The following is a 21324-nucleotide window of genomic DNA, read 5'->3' on the forward strand; positions in this document are numbered from 1 at the left end:
CTCTTCGATCACGTGGATCACCCACATGAACGCCCGATCCCGGGCGGGGTGACTACCGCGAGTGGCGGCGGCGCATGATCATTACGCCGGTGACCCAGCCGACCGCGAACATTGTCAGCAGGATCAGCCACATCGGTGAGTGAATAGTGATCAAAAGGAATTCGATGGAGACCTTGTTGCGGTTCTCGGCGACGGTGTGTCCGGTGTCGGTGGCGGATCCGCCGGTTCAGTGGCGGATCCGCCGAGGCGAATCTAGGACCCGGTGGGCGGCGCGCCGACGGTGACGTTGGTGTCGATGACGCCGAAGATCTCGCCCTGCGGCGCCCTCAGCACGCCCATGCGGCCGAAGGGACTGTCATCGGGGCCCATCATGACCGTGGCGCCGAGTTCGGCGGCGCGTTCGAGGGCGGTGTCTACGTTGTCGTATTGGAACCAGGTGAGCCAGTAGCTCATCCCCTCTCCGGGCTCCTTGCTGGAATCCATGACGCCGCCGACGCTGTCGCCGCCGCCCGGGTTGGTGAAGGTGGAGTAGATGAACTGCTCGCCGTCGCCGATCTCGGTGTAGCTCCAGCCGAACACCGTGCGGTAGAAGTCCTGTGCGGGCTGGTAGCCGCGGGTGTGCAGTTCGTTCCAGCAGTAGGTGCCGTGTTCGTTGTAGACGCCCGCGCCGGTGTGCGCCTTGGCTTCCCACACGCCGAATACGCCGCCCGCGGGATCGGCGGCGACGAACATCCGCCCGACGTCCATGACATCGAACGGCGGCATGAACACCTGCCCACCTGCCGCGGTGACCTTACCGGCGATATCGTCGGCACTGTCCGCGGCGAAGTAGGTGGTCCACGCCGAGGGCATCGGCATACCCTCGGGCTTCGGGCCGATACCAGCGGCGGGCTTGCCGCTGCGCAGCGCCATCAGATAGCCGCCCGCTTCGGCTGGGCTGTCCTGGATGTCCCAGCCGAAGAGATTGGCGTAGAACTCGCGGGCTTTGCCGGTGTCGTCGACCTGACAGTCGACCCAACACGGTGTGCCCTGTGGCCAAGCGGAGTCACGAATGGGCATGGTTTGTCTCCTTAATCGAGGGCGGAACCGCCGCGTCGAATCTAGGCGGGCGGCCTTGCACTATGTCGAAAAAAGGGGATCGAGCCGGTTAAGAGTTTGCCCCGATTACCGCCACCGCACAGCCGGATGGCCCAGGAAGTCGTCGGCGAGTCGCCCCGAAGGCCGTCGCGGAGTTCTTCGAGCGGTCAACGACCTGATCGCACCGCCGGTGCTGCGCTCACCTCCTCGCCCACGTATGCGGCCCAGAGCCGCCGGTATGGTCCGTCCGCGGTGAGCAGGTCTTCGTGGCGGCCGGTCTGCAGCAGGCGACCTTCGCCGAAGACGACGATGAGGTCGGCGTCGGCGGCGGTGGCCAATCGGTGGGCGACCACGACGGTGGTGCGTCCGGCCGTCAGGACATCGACGGCCGCGCGGACCCTGGCGTCGGTGGCCAGGTCCAGCGAGGCGGTGGCCTCATCGAGGATGAGGATATCGGGCTCCACCAATTGGGCGCGGGCCAGCGCGAGCAGTTGCCGTTGGCCCGCCGACAGGCTCGCGCCGTGTGCGCCGATGGGCTGGCGGTAACCGTGTTCCAGCGCGGCGATCATCTCGTGTGCGCCGACCGCCCGTGCGGCCCATTCGATTTCGGCCGCAGTGGCGGCGGGTTTGCCGTAGGCGATGGCCGCGTGCACGGTTTCACCGAACAGGAACGGTTCCTGCGGTACAACGCCGAGCCGCTTGCGGTAGTCCTGCAATCGGTAGTGCCGGATGTCGACGCCGTCGACGAGGACGGCACCGTCGGTGGTGTCGTACAGGCGCGCGAGCAGCTTCACGAGAGTGGATTTGCCCGCACCCGTTTCGCCGACCACCGCCACCTTCTGGCCGGGCGCGATGCGCAGATCGATATCGGACAGGACTCGTTTCCCATCGCGGTCGTAGGCGAAACCGACACCGCGGAACTCGATTTCACCGGTGAGGCGCCGCACCGGATGGGCTCGGTCCACGTCCGCAGTGGTGACCGGCTCGCGCATGAGGACCGCGATCCGCTGCACGCCGACCACCGCCTGCTGGTAGCTGTCGAACACCTGCGACAGCTGCTGGATCGGCGCGAACAGCAGGTCGACGTAGAGCAGAAACGCGATCAAAGTGCCTGCGGTGAGCGCGTTCTCGCGTACCTGGTGCACACCGACCGCGAGTACCGCGGCGGTGGCGATGACCGCCATGATCTCGATGAAGGGAAAGAACACCGCCATCAGCGTTTGGCTGCGCAGCCGCGCGTTGCGATATCCCCAGGAGCGGCGCTCGAATTCGCGCTGGTTGACCGCCTCGCGACGGTATGCCTGGGTCACCGCGATGGTGTCGACATTCTCCTGCAGGTAGGCATTGGCGGCGCTGACCTGTTCACGCGCGAGGTTGTAGGCGGGCACCGAGGCACGGCGGAACGCGATCGTCGATACCACCAGCACCGGCATCAGGGGCAGGACCACCAGCGCCAGCCCGGCGTCGATCGCCGCCAGCGCGACGACCACCCCGGCGATGGTCAGGGTGCTGGTCAGGGCGACCGCCAATCCGGTCTGTAGGAAGGTGGACAGACCGTCGACATCGGTGATCATCCGAGTCATGATGCGCCCGGCCAGTTCTCGCTCGTAGAACTGCAGACCCAGGCGCTGCAGTTGCGCGAACACCTTGACCCGCAACCCGTACAGCAGACGTTCGCCCGCCCGGCCGGTCACCCGTACCTGCGCGACAGTGATCGCCCAGTCCACCGCGACCACGAGCAGTGCCAGCCCGGCCGCGATCAGCAGTACGTCGCGCGCGCCGGTCAGCACACCGTGGTCGATGCCGTAGCGCACCAGGAACGGAATCAGAATCTGCGCCAGCGCGTCCAGTGCCACCAGTCCCAGCCCGGCCAGCAGCGGCAGCGCGAACGGCCGCAGCAGTCCGCGTAGATCGAATGCGGTATCCGGAGTGTGGGAAAAGTGTTCGGGCACATCGGGTTCCCCGGTGACCGGCGGCAGCTTGTCGATGAGCGCCCGCACATCGCCGCTGGGCGGTGCGCTCGACATCATGCCGCCGCCCAACTGTCCGCCCATGGCTCCCGGGGAGCCCGCAGCCCGTTGCGAGAACGCCTTCGCCATTTGCTCGAGCGCCCGGGTCTCGTCGCCGTCGGTCTCGGTGTGCAGCCACAGTCCCGCGGTGGGCACGGATTGCGCCACGGTCTCCAGATCGGCGGCGATACCCGCCGGATCGGGCGGGGTGAACAGGGTTCGGAACAGCTCGCCGGAGCTTTGCAGTTCGTGCAGTGAACCCAGTTCGGCGATTCTCCCGCCGTCCAGCACCGCCACCCGGTCGGCCAGCGCCAGTGTCGAGATGCGGTGTGCCACAACAATGGTGGTGCGTCGTCGAACCTCGCCGGCGATGCGCGCGAAGATCTGCTCCTCCACCCGGGCATCGATCGCGGAGGTGGCGTCGTCGAGCACCAGGATGGGCGCATCGGTGATCAGCGCACGGGCCAGCGCGAGTCGCTGCCGCTGCCCGCCGGACAACCGCTGTCCGCGTTCACCGATGAGTGTGTCGAGCCCGTCGGGCAGCGCGGCCACGAATTCGTCGGCGGCGGCGAGACACAGTGCGTGCCAGACTTGTTCGTCGTCCGCGTCCGGACGCCCATAGGACACATTGGCGCGCACCGTGTCCGCCATCAGCGAGGTGTCTTCGAAGACCATGGCCACCTGGCCGCGCAGCTGTGTCAGTTCCCGAATATCGATACCGTCGAGCAGAATTCGGCCCGCATCCGGGTCGAACAGCCGCGGCAGCAGCTGCACGAGAATCGACTTTCCGGAGCCCGCCGCACCCGCGATCGCTATGGTCTCGCCCGGCTCGACCACCAGGTCGAGCCCGTCGAGTACCGGCGGCTGATCCTCGAATCCGAAACGCACACCGTGGAATTCGATGCGCGGCGCACTGCCCGGCGGCGTCGGTGCCGCGGGCGTGGCGGCGCGCGCCTCGTCCGGGACCGGAGTCTCGATCACCTCGCGCACCCGGTCCAGCGACGCCTTTCCCTGCTGACTGACGGTGAGCAGCATGGAGAACATCCGGATCGGGTGGACGAAGGACCCCAGATAGGTCATGAAAGCCAGGAAGGTGCCCAAGGTGATGGACTGATGCAAGGCGAGCAGTCCGCCGACACTGAGGACCAGTGCCTGGCCCACCGCCGGGATCGCCTGCATCGTGGGCGTGAATCGGCTGGTGATCCGAGTGATCCGCAACCGCGACCGGTACAGGTCGCGGGCGGAGGCGGCCAGCTGATCCAGCTCATGGGATTCCTGGCCGAACCCCTTCACCACCCGCACGCCCGTCACCGCGGCTTCTACCCGCATGGCGACCTCGGCGGCGCGGGCCTGTGCATCCCAGTTGGCCGGGAACAGCTCTCGCTGACTGCGTGTCGTGATCAGCCACAGCGCCGGGACCACGAGCAGCGCGATCACCGTCAGGGCAGGTGACATCGTCGCCATCAGTACCAGCGACACCGCGAGCAGCACCGCGTTTCCGGCGACCAGCGGAACCAGTTGCAGGAACATCTGGATCAGCGTCACATCGGTAATGGCGCGGCTGACCACCTGCCCCGTGTACAAGCCGGAGCGTTGTCGCCCATTGAGGCGCAGCAGCGCCGCGAACAGATCGCGGCGCAGATCGTGCTGCACATCGAGCGACAGCCGCGAGGATCCGGTGCGGCGCTGATATCCGGCGACGAATCGCACGCCGCCGACGGTGAGCAGCAGCCCGATCCACGGCAGCACCGATGCCTCGGTAGTGGTGAGAGTGTCGACCGTATGCCGCACGATCAGCGGCAGCACCGCGGTCAGCGCGGCCGCGAGCACCGATCCGATGGCGGCGGTGAGCACCGTCCGCCGATGCGCCGCACAGCGCCGCAGCAGGTATCGAATCCAACCGGTGGACTGTGCGTTCGAGGGGTGGGAAGTCGACCGCGCGGCCCCGGAATCCGAGGCCGCGGCGTCGAAACAGCCGGAGTCCGAACTCATCCGGCGACCACCAGCGAATCCGCGGCCGTGTACTGGTTCGCCGGCCGCGCCAGGCCGTAGTGGCCGCGCAGCGTGGTCTCGGTGTACTCGGTGCGGAACAGGCCGCGCCGCTGCAGGATCGGCACCACCTCGTTCACGAACCGCTCCAGACCGGACGGCAGTACCGCGGGCATGATGTTGAATCCGTCGGCCGCGCCGCGGGTGAACCACTCCTCGATGGTGTCGGCCACCTGGTCAGCGGTGCCCGCGAAGGTGTGATGACCCCGTCCGCCACCGAGGCGGGCGATCAGCTGACGCAGGGTGAGCCGTTCCCGCCGGGCGAGATTCACGATGAGGGAGAACCGGCTCTTCGCGCCCTGGATCTCGTCCTCGGTGGGCAGGTCGTCGGGCAGTTCGCTGTCCAGGTCGAGATCCTCCACCGGAATACCCCAGGTGCGAGCGAGCTGGCGCTTCGCGTATTCGGGTGAGATCAGCCGCTCCAGTTCGGCGTCCAGCTCCCGGGCGTGCTCCTCGGTGTCGCCGATGACGGGAACGATGCCGGGCAGGATCTTGATGGATTCCGGATCGCGGCCGAGTGCGATCGCGCGTCGCTTGACGTCGGTATAGAACTCGAGACCGTCCTCGAGGGTTTGCTGCGCGGTGAAGACGGCCTCGGCGTAGCGCGCCGCGAACTCCTTGCCGTCCTCGGACGAACCGGCCTGCACCAGAACGGGATACGCCTGCGGCGAGCGTGGCAGATTCAGCGGCCCCGCCACCTTGAAGAACCGGCCCTCGTGCTCGATCTTGCGCACCTTGTCGGGATCGGTATGGACACCGGATTCCTTATCGGCCAGCACCGCGTCATCGGCCCAGCTGTCCCACAGTTTGGTGGCGACCTCGACGAATTCGGCGGCCTTCTCGTAGCGCAGCTTGTGATCGGGCACATCGTCGAGTCCGAAATTGCGGGCCGCATCGGCTCCGGCGGTGGTGACGATATTCCAACCGACCCGACCATTGGACACCCAGTCGACGGAGGCGAACCGGCGCGCCAAGTTGAACGGTGAGTTGTAGCTGGTGGACGCGGTGGCGATGAGACCGATCCGGGAGGTCTGCACGGCGATGGCGGTGAGCAGCACCGTGGGCTCGAGCTTGCCGCTGGGTCGGCGTCCGGTGTCGCCGAACAGCACGGGGCTGTCGGCGAAGAAGATGGAATCCAGCTTCCCGCGCTCGGCGATCTGCGCGAGATGCACATAGTGCTCGATCTTGGTATTCGAGTGCGGATCCGATTCCGGGAGCCGCCACGAGGCCTCGTGGTGCCCAGTGGACATCAGAAAAGCATTGAGGTGCAGTTGTTTCGACATGCGGGAGTTCTTTCTCTTAGACACCGGCCGGGACAACGCCCAGCGCGGTCAGTAGGGTGCGGCGGATGCGCTGGAATTCCGGGTCGCCCGGATCGCGCTCGGCGGGAAGTTCGATGGCAAGGTCGACGGTGAGGCGGCCGGAATCCAGCACCAGCACGCGCTGGGCCAGGGTGATCGCCTCGTCCACGTCATGGGTGACCAGCAGTACGGCCGGGGTGTGCCGCTGGATCAGATCGCGCAGCAGTTCGTGCATGCGGATGCGGGTCAGGGCGTCCAGCGCGCCGAAGGGTTCGTCGGCCAGCAGTAGATCGGGTGCACCCACCAGGGATCGGGCCAGTGCCACGCGCTGTTGCTCGCCGCCGGACAGTTCCGTCGGCCAGGCGCGTTCGCGGCCCGCCAGCCCGACCTCCGCCAGCAGCGCCGCACCGGCGTCGCGCAGGGAGCGGGGTTGTCCGTACAGCACGTTCGCCAGCACTCGCTGCCACGGCAGCAAACGTGAATCCTGGAACACCACAGCGGTTTTCGCGGGCACTCGCAGCGTGCCCGACCCGGCCACATCGTGATCCAGTCCGGCGAGCGCCCGCAGCAGGGTACTTTTGCCCGAGCCGCTGCGGCCGAGCAGGGCGACGAACTGGCCGGGCGGAATACTCAGCGTGATCTCGTCCAGAATGGTCCGGTCGCCGAAGGATCGGATCAGATCCCTGGTCTGGACGCCTAATACGCGATGGTTCGACGCCATGACAGCACCTTGCGTTCGAGCAAACGGATACCGGCATCGGACACCAGCCCGAAGATGCCGTAGATGACCAGACCGACCAGGATCACATCGGCCTGCCCATAGTTCTGGGCGCTACTCATCATCTTGCCCAGTCCGTCTGTGGCATTGATGGATTCGACGACAACGAGAGCCAGCCACGATCCGGTGACCGACAGTCGCAGCCCGAGGAAGAAGCCGGGCAGCGAGCCCGGGATCACCACCCGGCCGATGAACTGCGTCCGCGAAACACCCTGTACCTCCGACAGTTCCACGAATCGCTTATCGATGGTGGTGAGCGAGGCATGGGTCTGGATGTACATGGCGATGACCACGCCGAAGGTGATCAGCACGACCTTGAACTCCTCGCCGATACCGAGCCACAGGATCATCAGCGGAATCAAGCCGAGCGTGGGAACGGCGCGCTTGATCTGCAGTGGACCGTCGATCAGCGACTCACCCAACCGCGAAAGACCCGACAGCAGGGCCAGTCCCGTCCCGACCACCACGCCGATTGCCAGTCCGAGCGCCGCGCGGCGCAGCGAGGCCACGACATTGTCCACCAGGCTGCCGTCGCGGAACAGCTCCCAGCCGGTGTCCAGCACGGTCCATGGTGCGGACAGTTTGCGCTCGTCGAGCAGGCCGAAATGGATTCCGGCGGCCCAGGCACCCAACAGCAGCGCCACACCGAGCAGGCGGGCGAAGGGCACGGGTTTACGCAGTCCCAATCGACGCAGGCGACGCCGGCCGACGAAGCCGTCCGCGGCGGCGGGGGCCGACACCGCCAGGCGCGGCAATGCGAGCGTCATGACTTCTCCTTGGTCCGATATTGCGTGGGCACCGCATCGGCGGCCAACTGTTCGAATCGCCGGTCGAACAGGGCGCCAGCGTCGAAACTCTTACCGAAGTAACCCGATTTGGTGACCAGGTCGATCGTTTCCTGTTCCCACTTGATGGCCTCGTTCCAATTCACCGGGTAATAGGGGCGTTCCACGGTCCGCAGAATTCGCCGGGCATCCTCGGCCGAAACCTTCTGGTCCTTCACGTAATATGCGTCGGACCATTCCTCGGGATGCTCCCAGGACCAGATGTCGGCACGCGCCCAGATCTTCACGAATTCCGTCACGGCGGCGAGTTTCGCGGAATCCTGCAGCACCGCGGTCGGTGCCCACAGGATGGTCAGTGCGTCCACAGCCGGAGTGTCCACCGCCTTTGCGCCCTGATCACCGTATTGGGCAAGGTATTTCGTGATCGACGGCTCCGCGAGCGGGGCGATATCGATCTGTTTGCCCTGCAGTGCGGTGAGGAATTGCGTGCTGTTGAGCTCCACGAGTTCGACCTCGTTCAGCCCGATCCCGGCCGCCTGCAGCGTGCGCAGCACGATCACGCCCTGGGCCTGTCCCGGGGAGAAACCGATCTTCTTGCCGCGCAGATCGGCGAGCGCGTTGATCGCCGAATTGGGCGCGGTCACCAGCTTGTACTGTGCGGTTTCCCGCACCTTGACCCCAACGATCTTGGCGTCCACGCCCGTCGCGTGGGCATGGATCGGCGGGATCCCCGCGTTGCTGGCCACATCCAGCGCGCCGCCGCGGAATGCCTGGATCACATCAGGTCCGGCCTGCACCGCGGGCCAATCGGATACGGTGAACGGCAGCGTGTTCAGCTGTCCGGTGGCTTGCAGGGCCACGCGGGTGGTGTTGACCGAAATCGATACCTTCGTGCCCGGCGGCACCGAGGTCGGCAGACCGGCCGACAGGTCCGTATCCCCGCTGTTGCGGGTGGCGCAGCCACTGAGGAACAGTACCGCCGCCGCGGCGGCGAACCCTACCCCGCGAATCGTGGTTCGCATTTCTCTCTCCTCGATGGCAAGTGCCGGAATGTATAACGGAAATCCGAGGTGCAGTGACAATCGAGGATTTCGAATCGGGGGGCGGGTGCGTGCTTATCCATGCACAGACTGTCCCGGAAGACGTTGCGATCGGGCAACATTCGTTCGACTTAAAATTACTCGGAATTAAAGGCCGGGATCGAAGGGACCGGCGTGGCCGCGGCCACCACCGCAAGCGGATCGGCGAACAGTTGCTGCAACACCACGGTGCCCGCTGCCGTTTCCAGTGCCCGTCCGATGAACGACGATCCGGTAACGACCTCCTCGGGCCGCTCACACGACGAGAACCGCCGCACCACATCGAGATACGTCGCGCGCACGCCCGGCACCCGCACCAGGGCCGGATCCACGATCACCACCGCATCCGGGTCGAGCAGGTCGATCAGCACCGCGACCACCCGGCCGAGCACTCTGGCGCGATCCTTGAACAGTTCGCGCGCCGCCTCGTCGCGCCCGGCGGCGGCGATCAGATCCGGAATGCCGGTGACCGCAAGCGATTCCCGCCTGGCCCGCGCGAGCAGAGCACGATCGGTGCATTCGATGAGCGCCGCATCGGCCGCCTCCCCACCGGCGAGTCGCGTGATCGCTCCGGCGGCCGACCGCGGGCCGTAGTGCACTCGCCCGTGCACCGCGAATGCCACATCGATGACATTGCCCGCGAACAGCGCCACCGTCGCCGCGGCGTTGTGCGCCTTTCCGAACAACTGTTCCGCGTGCAGCAGCGCCCTGGTATGGCTGTCCAGACTGACCGCGAGCCCGGTCCGTTCGGAAAGGTACTGTCGCACAGCGACATTGCGCCAGCGCAGGGAAATGTGATCGACAACCGCCCCCGCCGAACTGTCGACCCACCCGCCGACCGCCACCCCCAGCCCGATCACCCGTTCGCTGAGCTCGGCCCGCAACCGCCGCACCTCGGCGGCCGCCCCATCGAGAATCGCATCCGGATCCAAATTGGGGTGCGGCACCCGATGCGTAAGTCGCACCGTCCCAGCGATATCGAGCACCGCGACGGTGACGTGTTCCGCCGCGATGTGCACGCCGATCACCACATTGCCCGCACTGTTCAATTCCAGCGGCGAATGCGGACGCCCCATCCCGGCCGGGCTGGCCGTCTCCGGATGTTCGATCAGCAACCCGGCCGCCACCAGGGCCCGCACCTGCGTGGTCACCGTCGCCGGTGACAGCTCGGCCACCCGTGCGATCGCGGTCCGCGTCGCCACTCCCTGTTCGAGCACCGCCCGCAACACCGCCCCCGCGCTATTACCCCCTGCCACCGCCATTCGAGCTCACCTTCACCTCGACCCAAACGCCCCCATAGTCGTCGAGTCGAGCCCCTCCGGGAACCGTTGCGCTCGAGCCGATTCTGTCCGGCCGGAATCACTGGCGTACGAATGGCGCGAGCGGACTTCCCACTCACCGCGCCTAGCCCAGAAAGGTTGTCGTGGCCGCCGTTTCGAATCAGCGAGCTGGACGGTTATCGTGTCGGTCGCGAGCGTCCTGCCATCGGCCGTGGAGGGCCATCAGTGGCTTTGCCGCTATCCATTCACCGAACCGGTATTCCGCTCCGCGCACCAGGCGCGACGCCAGCTCCGGGCACTGCTGGGCGAGGTATCGTCGCCCCTTCGCGGCGTGGAGGGGCAGCGAGATGATCTTGATTCGATCGATGTTCGTCAGGTAGGGGATCGCGAAACCGATGTTTTCCCACGTGGTCCGGCTCTGGTCTTCCAAGACGAGCTCGCCGCGGTACCCGCGGGTCGCCGTGGCGTAGTGGGCCATCAGGGCTGCCTCGGTGTGCGGGCCCGCGCAGGCTCCTCCGCAGAGTACGAGACGAGTGCTGTCCGCGTTCGGGTCGATGGACCGCAGACCGGCTCGCACCCGCCACCGGTTCATGATGTTCGCGCGCGTGCCCGCGTTGCGATAGCCGAGCACCACAACGGCCTCGGAGCCGCCCGTGGCCGATCCCACCAGCCTGCGGGAAGCGCGCCAGTTCTCCCACTCGCCCCACAGCAGCACGAGCACGAGACCGATGGCCGAAAGCCGAGTTCGTTTCCGCACGGGATTCTCAATCGAGAGGAGGTCGGATCCGGATGAATGCGAAGACACGATCGATGATCTCGGGGAGTGGTCGCGCATCCTCGCTATCGGCCCACTGCGCCAGCGCGACCTCGAAGCATCCCAAGGCGGCGCTGACCACCGCACGTGCCTCGAGGTCAGCGGCGTCGTCGTGAGCATCGAGACGGCGGGCGACTTCCGGGGACAGTGCAGCGGACCAGGCGAGGTGCTTTTCGAGATTCTTCGCCCGCAACTCGCCGGTGTGGGTGATCACGCGCATGATGCGTTTCCAGCTGGCGGGGTCATCCTCCATCCAGGTGGCGCCCTCGCGGAAGGTCGCGTGCAGGGCGGACCAGATATCGGCGTCGCCGAGCTTGGCGACGAAGGCCTCACGGACCTCCTCGGCAGTGGGAATTCGGCTGCCGAAGACGACGTCTTCCTTGCTCGGGAAGTAGCGGAAGAAGCTGCGCGTGGAGATTTCGGCCGCCGCTGCGATGTCGTGGACCGTGACCTGGTCGTATCCGCGCTCGTCGAACAGCTCGATCGCCGTTTCGGCCAAGGATTCCTTCAATGCCTCGCGCGTGCGGGCGCGCAAACCGCCGGTGTCCGCTACTGCCATGCCGAAAGCATACAATGCCAAATGTGGCGTACACTGCCAAGAGTGTCGCAAGATGACATATCTGTCATGCAGTGACAATCGAGTCGTGAAGAACGAACGCGCAAGGAGGCGGAGCAAACATGGCAAAGGTTCTTTTCGTGGTCTCGGCGGCAGATCGCTGGACACTCAACGACGGCACCGTCCACCCCTCCGGATATTGGGCCGAGGAGTTGGCGGTTCCACATCGGATCTTCAGCGAGGCCGGATGGGACATAACGATCGCCACACCGGGTGGTAAGCCGCCCACTCTCGATGAGCTGAGTCTGGGTTTCGCCGGTGGGATGCCGAAGAAACGGCGTGCGATCAAGCACTACCTGGACGACATCGGCGCCGCGCTGAGCGCTCCGCGACCTTTGGACGAGGTCGAGGCCGACGAGTTCGATGTGGTGTTCTATCCCGGCGGTCACGGTCCGATGGAAGACCTTGCCTACGACGAGGTTTCGGGTGAGCTGCTGAGGCATCGCCTCGCCTCGGGTAAGCGGCTGGCCCTGCTGTGCCACGCGCCGGCGGCGATTCTCGCGGCCACGAATCCGGATGGCAGTTCGGCGTTTTCGGGCTACCGGATGACCGGTTTGTCGAATCGGGAAGAGCGATTGAACAGGTTTGCCCGCAAGGCTCCCTGGCTGTTGGAGGACAAGCTGAAGGAGGCCGGTGTCGACTATCAGAAGGGCATGCCCCTGCGACCGTTCGTGGTGACCGACCGCAATCTCTACACCGGCCAGAATCCGCAGTCCTCGGAAAAGCTGGCGCACCTGCTGGTGTCGGAACTGCGCGGGTGAGTTGCGCGACCCGGGTCGGGCCGCCGTCGCGGCAGCGAATCAGGGCTGCTGAAGTGCTGTTACCGCGCTGGAGGCGCCGAGTGTCGCGTACACCGCCGCGCGAACCCGATCGGCGACGACCTGTGGGGTGGAGGTGTCGTACTTGCCGTCGAGGTGCAGGAAGGCCAGGCCGTGGACGAGTGCCCACACCGCGGTGGCCATCGCTTCCGGGTCGGCGGCGGGAAAGGCCTGCTGCACAATGGATTTGACGTACTCGGTGATCGCGGCCGTGGCGGCCACCCGTTCGGGGCTGCTCGGATCGCAGGGGTCGGCGAACATCACCCGGAACAGTCCGGGCCGCTCGAGCGCGAACTGGACATAGGCGACCGCGATCGCGGCGAGATCCTCGGCCTTCGTCGGCGAGGGATGTGCCGCGGCCAGATGTGCGGCGAGTTCGCGATACCCGACGGCGGCCACCGCAGACAGCAGTGCGTTGCGGTCGGCGAAATGCCGGTACGGCGCGGCGGTGGACACGCCGGCGCGCCGGGCCGCGGCGCGCAGAGACAACTCCGTCGCCCCGCTTTCCTCGAGCAATTCCACGGCCGCGCGCACCAGCGCGGCCGGTAGATCGCCGTGGTGATACGACGCGGTCGATGTTGACATGCCTCCAACCTAACAAGTGTTGACAGTGCTTACATCTCGCTTTAATGTTAGCGCTGCACACATGATGTGAGCGCTGTAAACATTAGTGGATGAACGGGAGGTACCCATGTCGAGCGGGTTGTTCTCGCCGCTTCAGTTGGGGTCCGGCCAGATGCTGCGCAACCGGATCGCGAAAGCGGCTATGGAGGAAGGGATGGCGGGGCAGGCACAGCTGCCCGACGAACGTCTGGTCGCGTTGTATCGGCGGTGGGGCGCCGGCGGTGCCGGCTTGTTGATCACGGGGAACGTGATGGTGCACGCGGAGGCGCTGACCGGTCCCGGTGGCATCGTCCTCGATGCCGACGCACCGCTCGAGCCGTTCACGGCGTGGGCGCAGGCCGGTAAGGCTGCCGGTGCGGCGACGTGGATGCAGATCAGCCACCCCGGCCGCCAAGTGCAGGCGGCGATGCCCGGGGTCGTGTGGGGGCCGTCGGATGTCGCGGTCGAGATGGGCCGTCACTCCAAGCGGTTCGGCCGCCCGCTCGCGATGACGCCCGCGCAGATCGGTGCCACCATCACTCGCTTCGCCACCACCGCGCTGCGCGCCGAGCAGGCCGGGTTCGATGGCTTGGAGGTCCATGCCGCGCACGGGTACCTGCTGTCGCAGTTCCTGTCACCGCTGGTCAATACCCGCATCGACGAGTGGGGCGGATCCCTGGCGAACCGGGCCCGGTTGCTGCTCGAGGTGGTGCGCGCCATTCGTGCGGTGGTGTCGCCGAACTTCGCGGTCGCGGTGAAACTGAACTCCGCGGACTTCCAGCGCGGCGGATTCGACGCCGACGACGCCCAGCAGGTGATCGCGATGCTCGCGCCGCTGGGGGTCGACTTGGTCGAGTTGTCCGGTGGCAGCTACGAAAGCCCCGCGATGACGGGCCGACCCGCCGACGGCCGCACCGCTGCCCGCGAGGCCTATTTCCTGGAACTCGCCGCGGAGCTGGCTCGCACCAGCCCGCTGCCGCTGATGCTGACCGGCGGCATCACCCGCGCGGAAACCGCTGAGCAGGTCCTGGCCAACAATGTCGCGGTGATCGGCATGGGCACCGCGTTGGCGCTCACACCGGATCTGCCCAACAGGTGGCGGGAGAACCTGGGGGCGACCGCGACGTTGAAACCGGTGACCTGGTCGGACAAGGCTGCGGCCTCGATGGCCGGCATGGCGATGGTCCGGTATCAGATGCGCCGGATGGCGCGCGGACGCAACCCCGCGCCCGGTGTCGGCCCCGCCGTCGCGTTCGTGGCCGACCAGCTCGTCCAGCGGCGCGCGCTGCGTAGCTACCGCGCGTGGCTGGCCACCAGGAAACCGCAGGACGCCGTGGCACCCGCCCCGGTCGAGCTGTGAGTCCAGCCATCCCTGAGTCATCCCGCCCCCTGCTCCCAGGAGGAATCATGCCCCTCAGCACGATCGCGCCCAGCGACAGCGATGCATCCACCGACACCAGCACTCCCCACAACCATGTCGCGATCATCGGCACCGGTTTCGGCGGCATCGCGACCGCGGTGCGGCTGCGCCGCGCCGGATTCACCGACTTCCCGAGCTGTTCGCCTACCTCAAAAACGTCACCGACACCCAGGGGCTGCGTGCACACGTGGTACTCGACTGCACGGTGGAACAGCTGACGTGGGATCCGGTCGCGCAGCTGTGGCGGCTCGACACCGCCCGCGGGCCGCGCACCGCCACGCACGTGGTCCTGGCCACCGGCGCGCTCGCCGATCCGGTCATCCCCGCGATTGCGGGTCTGGACCGTTTCGCCGGTGTCAGCTTCCACTCCGCGCGCTGGAATCACGACTACGACCTGCAACTACATCGCCGACGCGGTCGGCTACGCCCGCGACCACCACCTGGCCGCCGTCGAACCCACCGCTGTCGCGCAGCATGCGTTCACCGAGGAGGTCGAGCGTCTCGATGCGGGCACCGTGTGGACCGCCGGCGGCTGCACCAGCTGGTACCTCAACGAAGACGGCCGCAATACCAATATCTGGCCGGGCTCCACCATCGACTTGCGGTGCCGCACACTGCATTTCGAGCCCACCCAGCATCTGCTGCACCGTCGCACGCCCGTGGCGGTCGCCGGATGAGCGCCGGGGCCATGATCGCGGGAAACCCCGCCGCGCCACCGGTCATGCTGATCCATGGCCCCAATGAGTATCCGAAACTGATCTCCGTCCACTTCTCCCGCACCACCGCCGCTCGGCCCGATCCGCTACTGGTGCCCTGCGGCTCCAGCCGATCGGAATGGCGCACCGAATAACATCCGGTGGGCACACAGGGCGAATGCCGCGCCTATGAGGTCTTGACGGCGGGTCGTCGGCGGGCGGGGCGGATGTCGGACCAGACTCGACGGACGAGTGCCTTGCACTCGTCGAGGGTGCCGGGCTGGCCGACCGCTGTCCAGCCGGTGGGCGCGGGTCGGTGCGCGGGCCAGATCGCGTATTGGTCATCGTCATTGACCACGACTGTGCGCAGGGGTGGACCGGCAGTCGGCGTCGTGGGCGCCGCCGTGCCGTCGATGAGGCGGCGTCTGTCGAGTTTGCCGTTGGCGGTGACGGACGCGTCGGTGCGCAGGACGTAGATGTCGGGCCGAAGGTGGTCGACGACAGTGGATGCCATGTGGCCGCGCAGGTCCGACTCGTCGGCTGTGGACCCGGTGCGCAGAGCCACATACGCGGCTAGGTACTTGCCGCGACGGTCATTGTGTTCGGCGGTCACGTAGGCGGTGAGGACATCCGGGTGGTGCACCAGCGCCTGCTCGACTTCGGCCGGTTCGATTCGGCGGCCGCGGATCTTGAGTTGGTTATCGATGCGACCCAGGAATTCCATCCCGCCATAGCCGATCGCTCGCACCCGGTCGCCGGTTCGGTACAGCCGGTCGCCGGGGCGCGATGCGTGCGGGTCCGGCGTGAACCGTTCCGCGGTGAGGTCGGGTGCGCCGAGGTATCCGCAGGCCAGTCCTGCTCCGGTGATACACAATTCGCCCGGTTCGCCGTCGGGGACCGGGTTCAGATCCTCGTCGAGGATATAGGTGCGCACGCCGGCGATGTCGTGACCGATGACGACGACCGGAGGTAGCGGATCGGCACTCGTCTGGACATGCGCGGTGACGAGGACGGTCGATTCGGTGGGACCGTAGCCCACGATTATCGAGGTGTCGGGCAGGTGTCGGGCAGCCAGCTCGAGGTGGGCGGGGAAGATGGCTTCGCCGCCGAGCAGCAGATCGCGCAGGGGACCCAACGCATGCGGCCGTTCCTCCAGGATCAGCCGGAACATGGTGGGCGTGAGGAACGTCGCGGTCGCGCCGTGTTCGCTTACCAGGCGGGCGAATTCGCCCACCGAAGGCGGTCCGGGCGGCGCGATCGCGAGCCTGCCGCCGTTGATCAAGGCGCCCCAGGTCTCGAATATCGACGGATCGAAGGTGGGCGCGGTGTGCAGCAGGTAGCACTGTTGCGGTCCGACCTTCATGTAGTTCTGGGTGGTGACGACATTGGTCACCGCGCGGTGCGGAATGGCCACCGCCTTTGGTTTTCCGGTGGAGCCGGAGGTGAACATGATGCAGGCGAAGTGATCCGGTCCGACGGAATCGGGCAGCGGCTCGGCGGGATGGTCGACGAGGTCGTCGTACAGCAACGTGCGGACGGTGCCGGGCAGCCGGTCGCTGATGGCGCGGTCGGTGATCACGATGGGCACCGCGGCGATGGCGATCTGATCGGCGAGCGCTTTATCGGGTTGCGCGGGATCCAGGGTCAGATAGGCGCCGCCCGCGGCGAGTACGGCCAGGTGTGCCGTGACAAGCCTTTCGCTACGCGGAAGATGAACGCCGACAGGGACATCGGGGCCGACGTCATGGCGGCGCAGGCCTGCCGCGATGCGGCATGCGGTGGTGGTGAGTTCGGCGTAGCCGAGGCGTCGGTCGCCGAACTCTATTGCCACCGAATCCGGTGTGCGAGTAGACCATTCGAGTACCCTGCGGTGCACCACGGTGTCGGATGCATCGTCGCCGTACCTGCCGTCAGCGTGCATGTTATCCGCCTGCCCTCCGCGGTGAGTCGAGTCCAATGATGTTATTACTCCTGCTATTTCACGAATCTTGCCAACGAGGGGAATAGCGGCGGCGCGGTCATGGGCGACCCTCGGAGGATGGACAGTCTGTACCATCGGATCCGGCGCGGGATCGAGAACTTCGCCGACGCCGTCGCACTTGTCGACGACGGGCGCGTGCTGACGTATCGGGAGCTCGGCCATCGGGTCGATGTCATGGCAGATCGGTTGCGGCGCAACGGAGTCGAACCTGAGACGGTGACGGCGATCTGTGTCCGGCAGCCCGCGGTGGCGATCGTTGCGGTGCTGGCGGTGTGGGCCGTCGGGGGCGCGTATCTGCCGCTGGACGCGGACTTTCCCGACGATACGCTGCGGCGGTGGCTGGCCGGATCCGGTGCGCGCCTGGTACTTACCGAGCCCGAGCAGCAGGCACGACTGTCCGGACTGGACGGTATCGACGCGGTGCTCGTCGACGCGTCGGAACCGGAGCCGTCCCTTCCGGGTGACGCACCGTTGCTCGGCCCCGCCCATTCTCGGAACCTCGCGTACGTGATGTTCACTTCCGGATCCACGGGCAGGCCGAAAGGTGTTGCCGTAGAACATCACAGCCTCACCGCCTACCACACCGCGATGGCGTCGTACGTCTCGCTCGGGCAGCACCACGTGGTGCTGCAGGTGGCGGCGTTCACCTTCGATCCGTGGCTGCGGGATGCGCTGATGCCGCTCGCCGCGGGGGCCAAGGTGGTGGTCACATCGAAGTCGGTGCGCCGCAACCCGGATCAGCTCCTGGCCGCGGTGCGGGCACACGGAGTCACCCACTTGTTGAGTGCCACACCGGCTTTGCTCACCGGCCTGATCACCTCGCCGGGGTTCGCTGCCGAACCGCCTCGGCTGGAAACCACGTTGGTCAGCGGTGAGAGTTTCCTGCCGCTGCGTGCGCACGCGGCGGCCCTGGCCCGATTCGGGCGGGTAGTCAATCATTTCGGGCTCACCGAGACCACACTCATCGCCACCCAGCACGCGATCACCTCGACGGCGGTCGGCACCGATGTGATCGGCGCGCCACTGCCGGGCGTCTCGGTGCACGTGCTCGACAGTGCGCTGCAGCCGGTCGACCGGGGCGAAGTGGGCGAAATCTACATCGGGGGAACAGGAGTGAGCAGGGGATATCTGGGAGCGGTCGGCCACACGGCTGGGCGGTTCATCGCCGATCCGTTCGTGTCGGCATCCGCCGTGGGTGGGGCGAGGCTCTATCGCACCGGGGATCTGGGACGCCTGCTCGTGGACGGGACGCTGGAGTACCTCGGTCGGCGCGACCGGCAGATCAACTTGCGGGGCCACCGGGTCGAGCCCGCGGAAGTCGAGTTGGCGCTGACCCGGCACCCGGCCGTCCGCGCGTCGGTCGTCGTCGGTCATCGCCGCCCGACGCAGGGGATCGTCCTGGTCGGCTACATCGTCCGAGAAGAGACCGCGGCAGGTGCCCCGCTCGACAGCGGCGGGCTGCGGACACACTTGGCAGCACTGCTGCCGGCCCACATGATTCCGGCGGCGTACGTGTTCCTGGACCGGCTGCCCCTGGGGGCTACGGGCAAGGTCGACCGATCCGCCTTGCCGGAGCCGGTGTTCGGCGGGCGCCGGGCGGGGGCCGAGGATGGCGTGGCGCGCGATTTCGCCCCGAGCACCGCGGTACAGCGAGCGATTGCCGAGGTCTGGTCGGACGTGCTGAAGGTGCGCGAGATCGGGCGCGACGACAACTTCTTCGATCTCGGCGGGCATTCGCTGCTGGCGGCGCGCATCGCGAACCGCCTGACCTCGGATCTGGGCCGTGACTTCACCACCGAGCGCATCCTGGGCAATCCCACTGTCGCACTGCTCGCCGCGAACTTACCGGGACGGGCGGCGGCCGCCCGGACGACGGATGAGCTGGTACGCCGGACCGGAACCCGGTATCCGCTGTCCGCGGTGCAGCGGGGGCTGTGGAATCTGGCGTCCTCGCAAGCCCAACCCCCGGTCGTGGCGCGCGCATTCCGGTTGAACGGTCGGCCGGACCGGGATCGGCTCGCCGGTGCGGTGGCTACCGTGCTGCGCAGACATGCGGTGTTGCGCTGCGCGTTCGATGCGCCGCCGGGACAACCGCCGAGCCAGACCGTGCGGCACCGGGCCAGTGTTGCGGTCAGGACCGAGACGGCACCCGCCGACCAGATGACCGCGGTGCTCGCGCTGGCGTGCGCCACCGCCATGGACGTTACGCGCGGGCAGGTCATCGACGTGACCCTGTACGAGCACCCGATGCAAGCGGCGGGCACGTTGCTGGTGCGCTGTCACCGTCTCGTTGCCGATGAGCCTTCTCTGGACATCCTGGTACGTGAACTCGGCGAGCTGTACTCGGGAATGCGAAGCGCGGCAAGCCTTGCCGAGCCCGCGGCCGACTATCCGGACTTCGCCCGTGCGCAAGACCCGATAGCGGACGCGGGAAAAGCATTGCGGTACTGGCAGTCTCGACTGGGCGAGGTCGATCCGTCCGCGGACGCGGCAGGCGCGGTCTGGTCGGCACGGCTGTCGCTGCCGCGGACCGTGGTTCGCCCGCTGCGGGCCGAGGCACGGTCACTGGGCATGAGCCTGCCTGTGGTGTTGCGCACGGCTTTCGCGATGGCGGTCGCCGCCGATGAACCCGACCAGGACCAGATTGCGGTGTGTACCAGGGTGTTACGTCGTCCAGGGCCGGAGTGGGAGTCGGTGATCGGCCCCTTCGCCGGATCCGAGCCCGCAGTGGTCGGCGTCGCCGCCGGGCATTCGCTGCGGCAGCTGCTGCGGATGGAGACCGAGCGACTCGCCGACGCCGCCGCATTCGCGGAGATCCCCGTCGAGTTCTTGTGCGGGGAGCTGGGTCTGTCGTCGTCGATGCTGACCAATCACGTCCTCGTGCATCCCGCTGTCGCCGAACCCCTGCAGCTCGACGGCATCGAGGCGACTCCGGTCGAACTGCCGATCCTCGGCGGTCACACCATGCGGCTGTTGGAGGTGACCGAACAGGCGGGGGGTCTCACCGGCTGGGTCCATGTGCGCGGCCACGATTCGGAAGCGGCCGATCGCATTGCGGCAGGCGTGGCAGAGCTCCTGACCGAACTCGTCGAGGACAGCAGCGCACAATGACCGACAACCAGAACAACGGTGCGCGGACCTTCGCGACGATCGGCACAGTCGGTGCGGGAAATATGGCACGTGCCTTGGCAACCGGGTGGGCAACTCCGATCCTGTGCACCGACAACGGCTCGGGACGAGCGGCTGAGCTGGCCGCGGACACCGGCGGTGTCGCCGTGGCGACCAATGCCGAACTCGCCGCCCGCGCGGACGTGATCGTGTTGTGCCACAAGCCGGGACAGCTGGCCGCGGTGGGCCGGGAACTCGATGGGACGCGGGCCGTGGTGGTCTCGGTGCTATCCGGCGTGACATCCGCACAGCTGAAAGCGGTGTACCGCCGCTCGCGCGTGGTGCGAGTAACGGTGAATCTCCCGGTCCGGGTCCGCGCGGGGATCGTATCGCTGCCGACCGGCCAGTGCGTGGACGCGGAGGTGGAATCCGCCGTGGCGGAACTGTTCGGCCGGGTGGGCGCGGTCGTGCGAATCCCGGAACATCAAGTGGACGCGCTGATTCCATTGGCCGGTGTCGGTCCCGCACTGGTCGCGATGTTCGCACAGGCCCAAGCGGATGCGGCTATCCGCGCCGGACTCCCGGCGAATCTCGCGAAATCGCTGGCGACCGAGACGCTGCGCGGCACGGCCGCCCTCTTGGCCGAGTTCGAGCACGACACGCTCGCGCTGCGTCGCGCGGTGGCCTCGCCCGGCGGGCCGACCGAGCGAGCGCTGGCGGCGGCGCAAGCTCAGGGACTACCGCACGCGGTGCGCGCCGCCGCTGCGGCGGCATTGCCCGCGCGGTGACCAACTGGATTGCGGCGCAATGCCTTTTGAGTTTTCCACTGCCGGGAACTCGTGCGGCTTGCGCGGCGATGCGCGTCGATATCCTTTCCGGGAGATTGCATTACAGCGTTGTCGCCCGCATTG

18 protein-coding genes are annotated in these 21324 nt (G+C 67.1%); 7 read left to right on the forward strand and 11 right to left on the reverse strand.

The features are described from left to right. Positions 1 to 252 precede the first annotated feature (252 nt). The 9 genes from ACQP0C_RS18410 to ACQP0C_RS18450 all read right to left on the reverse strand — a co-directional run bounded on the left by ACQP0C_RS18410 (position 253) and on the right by ACQP0C_RS18450 (position 11731). A complete protein-coding gene (locus ACQP0C_RS18410) occupies positions 253 to 1059 on the reverse strand; it encodes a VOC family protein (RefSeq protein WP_433734109.1) in 807 nt (268 codons plus the stop codon). Between the two features lie 185 nt (positions 1060 to 1244). After that, the gene (locus ACQP0C_RS18415; protein WP_433734110.1) at positions 1245 to 5078 is read right to left on the reverse strand and encodes an ABC transporter ATP-binding protein; all 3834 of its coding nucleotides are present in this window, start codon (positions 5076 to 5078) and stop codon (positions 1245 to 1247) included. Further along, a complete protein-coding gene (locus ACQP0C_RS18420) occupies positions 5075 to 6418 on the reverse strand; it encodes an LLM class flavin-dependent oxidoreductase (RefSeq protein ID WP_433734111.1) in 1344 nt (447 codons plus the stop codon). The genes ACQP0C_RS18415 and ACQP0C_RS18420 overlap by 4 nt, the downstream gene beginning before the upstream one ends. A 16-nt stretch (positions 6419 to 6434) precedes the next feature. Beyond that, positions 6435 to 7157 carry an ABC transporter ATP-binding protein gene (locus ACQP0C_RS18425; protein ID WP_433734112.1) on the reverse strand — a complete coding sequence of 241 codons (723 nt, stop codon included), beginning with the start codon at positions 7155 to 7157 and terminating at the stop codon, positions 6435 to 6437. Next, on the reverse strand, positions 7133 to 7981 hold the full coding sequence (locus tag ACQP0C_RS18430) for an ABC transporter permease (RefSeq protein WP_433734113.1): 849 nt from the start codon (positions 7979 to 7981) through the stop codon (positions 7133 to 7135). Before ACQP0C_RS18430 ends, ACQP0C_RS18425 begins: the two co-directional genes overlap by 25 nt. Continuing rightward, a complete protein-coding gene (locus ACQP0C_RS18435; RefSeq protein ID WP_433734114.1) occupies positions 7978 to 9021 on the reverse strand; it encodes an ABC transporter substrate-binding protein in 1044 nt (347 codons plus the stop codon). Before ACQP0C_RS18435 ends, ACQP0C_RS18430 begins: the two co-directional genes overlap by 4 nt. A gap of 155 nt (positions 9022 to 9176) precedes the next feature. After that, on the reverse strand, positions 9177 to 10340 hold the full coding sequence (locus ACQP0C_RS18440) for an ROK family protein (protein WP_433734115.1): 1164 nt from the start codon (positions 10338 to 10340) through the stop codon (positions 9177 to 9179). A gap of 178 nt (positions 10341 to 10518) precedes the next feature. Further along, positions 10519 to 11079, reverse strand: coding sequence for an ElyC/SanA/YdcF family protein (locus tag ACQP0C_RS18445; protein ID WP_433734116.1), 561 nt, complete (start codon positions 11077 to 11079; stop codon positions 10519 to 10521). Positions 11080 to 11122: 43 nt separating this feature from the next. Continuing rightward, positions 11123 to 11731 carry a TetR family transcriptional regulator gene (locus tag ACQP0C_RS18450; protein WP_433734117.1) on the reverse strand — a complete coding sequence of 203 codons (609 nt, stop codon included), beginning with the start codon at positions 11729 to 11731 and terminating at the stop codon, positions 11123 to 11125. A 119-nt stretch (positions 11732 to 11850) separates the two neighbouring features. Between ACQP0C_RS18450 and ACQP0C_RS18455 the strand changes: the two genes are divergently transcribed. Beyond that, positions 11851 to 12549: a type 1 glutamine amidotransferase domain-containing protein gene (locus ACQP0C_RS18455; protein ID WP_433734118.1), complete on the forward strand. Its 699-nt coding sequence runs from the start codon at positions 11851 to 11853 to the stop codon at positions 12547 to 12549. A gap of 39 nt (positions 12550 to 12588) precedes the next feature. Here ACQP0C_RS18455 and ACQP0C_RS18460 read toward each other — a convergent pair whose 3' ends face one another. Beyond that, a complete protein-coding gene (locus ACQP0C_RS18460) occupies positions 12589 to 13191 on the reverse strand; it encodes a TetR/AcrR family transcriptional regulator (RefSeq protein ID WP_433734119.1) in 603 nt (200 codons plus the stop codon). 106 nt (positions 13192 to 13297) lie between these two features. Between ACQP0C_RS18460 and ACQP0C_RS18465 the strand changes: the two genes are divergently transcribed. The 4 genes from ACQP0C_RS18465 to ACQP0C_RS18480 all read left to right on the forward strand — a co-directional run bounded on the left by ACQP0C_RS18465 (position 13298) and on the right by ACQP0C_RS18480 (position 15479). Continuing rightward, on the forward strand, positions 13298 to 14569 hold the full coding sequence (locus tag ACQP0C_RS18465) for an NADH:flavin oxidoreductase/NADH oxidase family protein (RefSeq protein WP_433734120.1): 1272 nt from the start codon (positions 13298 to 13300) through the stop codon (positions 14567 to 14569). A gap of 47 nt (positions 14570 to 14616) precedes the next feature. After that, positions 14617 to 14847, forward strand: a complete 231-nt coding sequence (locus tag ACQP0C_RS18470; RefSeq protein ID WP_433734121.1) for a hypothetical protein — start codon at positions 14617 to 14619, stop codon at positions 14845 to 14847. Between the two features lie 135 nt (positions 14848 to 14982). Then, the gene (locus ACQP0C_RS18475; protein ID WP_433734122.1) at positions 14983 to 15306 is read left to right on the forward strand and encodes a hypothetical protein; all 324 of its coding nucleotides are present in this window, start codon (positions 14983 to 14985) and stop codon (positions 15304 to 15306) included. Continuing rightward, positions 15303 to 15479, forward strand: coding sequence for a hypothetical protein (locus ACQP0C_RS18480; protein WP_433734123.1), 177 nt, complete (start codon positions 15303 to 15305; stop codon positions 15477 to 15479). Before ACQP0C_RS18475 ends, ACQP0C_RS18480 begins: the two co-directional genes overlap by 4 nt. 32 nt (positions 15480 to 15511) lie before the next feature. Here the strand turns inward: ACQP0C_RS18480 and ACQP0C_RS18485 are convergent, their stop codons facing one another. Further along, positions 15512 to 17467 (reverse strand): amino acid adenylation domain-containing protein, encoded by a 1956-nt coding sequence (locus ACQP0C_RS18485; RefSeq protein ID WP_433734124.1) that lies wholly within the window; start codon positions 17465 to 17467, stop codon positions 15512 to 15514. On the opposite strand from ACQP0C_RS18485, the gene ACQP0C_RS18490 reads away from it, so the two are divergent. After that, positions 17363 to 20416 (forward strand): amino acid adenylation domain-containing protein, encoded by a 3054-nt coding sequence (locus ACQP0C_RS18490; RefSeq protein ID WP_433734125.1) that lies wholly within the window; start codon positions 17363 to 17365, stop codon positions 20414 to 20416. The genes ACQP0C_RS18485 and ACQP0C_RS18490 overlap by 105 nt on opposite strands. Continuing rightward, positions 20413 to 21201, forward strand: coding sequence for a pyrroline-5-carboxylate reductase family protein (locus ACQP0C_RS18495; protein WP_433734126.1), 789 nt, complete (start codon positions 20413 to 20415; stop codon positions 21199 to 21201). The genes ACQP0C_RS18490 and ACQP0C_RS18495 overlap by 4 nt, the downstream gene beginning before the upstream one ends. Positions 21202 to 21324 lie beyond the last annotated feature (123 nt).

The organism is Nocardia sp. CA-129566, assembly GCF_050956075.1.
Classification (GTDB): Bacteria; Actinomycetota; Actinomycetes; order Mycobacteriales; family Mycobacteriaceae; genus Nocardia.

Coding starts and splice junctions, on each gene's coding strand:
- ACQP0C_RS18410 (WP_433734109.1), bottom strand. CDS start 1,059: ATGCCCATTCGTGACTCCGCTTGGCCACAGGGCACACCGTGTTGGGTC.
- ACQP0C_RS18415 (WP_433734110.1), bottom strand. CDS start 5,078: ATGAGTTCGGACTCCGGCTGTTTCGACGCCGCGGCCTCGGATTCCGGG.
- ACQP0C_RS18420 (WP_433734111.1), bottom strand. CDS start 6,418: ATGTCGAAACAACTGCACCTCAATGCTTTTCTGATGTCCACTGGGCAC.
- ACQP0C_RS18425 (WP_433734112.1), bottom strand. CDS start 7,157: ATGGCGTCGAACCATCGCGTATTAGGCGTCCAGACCAGGGATCTGATC.
- ACQP0C_RS18430 (WP_433734113.1), bottom strand. CDS start 7,981: ATGACGCTCGCATTGCCGCGCCTGGCGGTGTCGGCCCCCGCCGCCGCG.
- ACQP0C_RS18435 (WP_433734114.1), bottom strand. CDS start 9,021: ATGCGAACCACGATTCGCGGGGTAGGGTTCGCCGCCGCGGCGGCGGTA.
- ACQP0C_RS18440 (WP_433734115.1), bottom strand. CDS start 10,340: ATGGCGGTGGCAGGGGGTAATAGCGCGGGGGCGGTGTTGCGGGCGGTG.
- ACQP0C_RS18450 (WP_433734117.1), bottom strand. CDS start 11,731: ATGGCAGTAGCGGACACCGGCGGTTTGCGCGCCCGCACGCGCGAGGCA.
- ACQP0C_RS18455 (WP_433734118.1), top strand. CDS start 11,851: ATGGCAAAGGTTCTTTTCGTGGTCTCGGCGGCAGATCGCTGGACACTC.
- ACQP0C_RS18460 (WP_433734119.1), bottom strand. CDS start 13,191: ATGTCAACATCGACCGCGTCGTATCACCACGGCGATCTACCGGCCGCG.
- ACQP0C_RS18465 (WP_433734120.1), top strand. CDS start 13,298: ATGTCGAGCGGGTTGTTCTCGCCGCTTCAGTTGGGGTCCGGCCAGATG.
- ACQP0C_RS18470 (WP_433734121.1), top strand. CDS start 14,617: ATGCCCCTCAGCACGATCGCGCCCAGCGACAGCGATGCATCCACCGAC.
- ACQP0C_RS18480 (WP_433734123.1), top strand. CDS start 15,303: ATGAGCGCCGGGGCCATGATCGCGGGAAACCCCGCCGCGCCACCGGTC.
- ACQP0C_RS18490 (WP_433734125.1), top strand. CDS start 17,363: ATGGACAGTCTGTACCATCGGATCCGGCGCGGGATCGAGAACTTCGCC.
- ACQP0C_RS18485 (WP_433734124.1), bottom strand. CDS start 17,467: ATGGCCGAGCTCCCGATACGTCAGCACGCGCCCGTCGTCGACAAGTGC.
- ACQP0C_RS18495 (WP_433734126.1), top strand. CDS start 20,413: ATGACCGACAACCAGAACAACGGTGCGCGGACCTTCGCGACGATCGGC.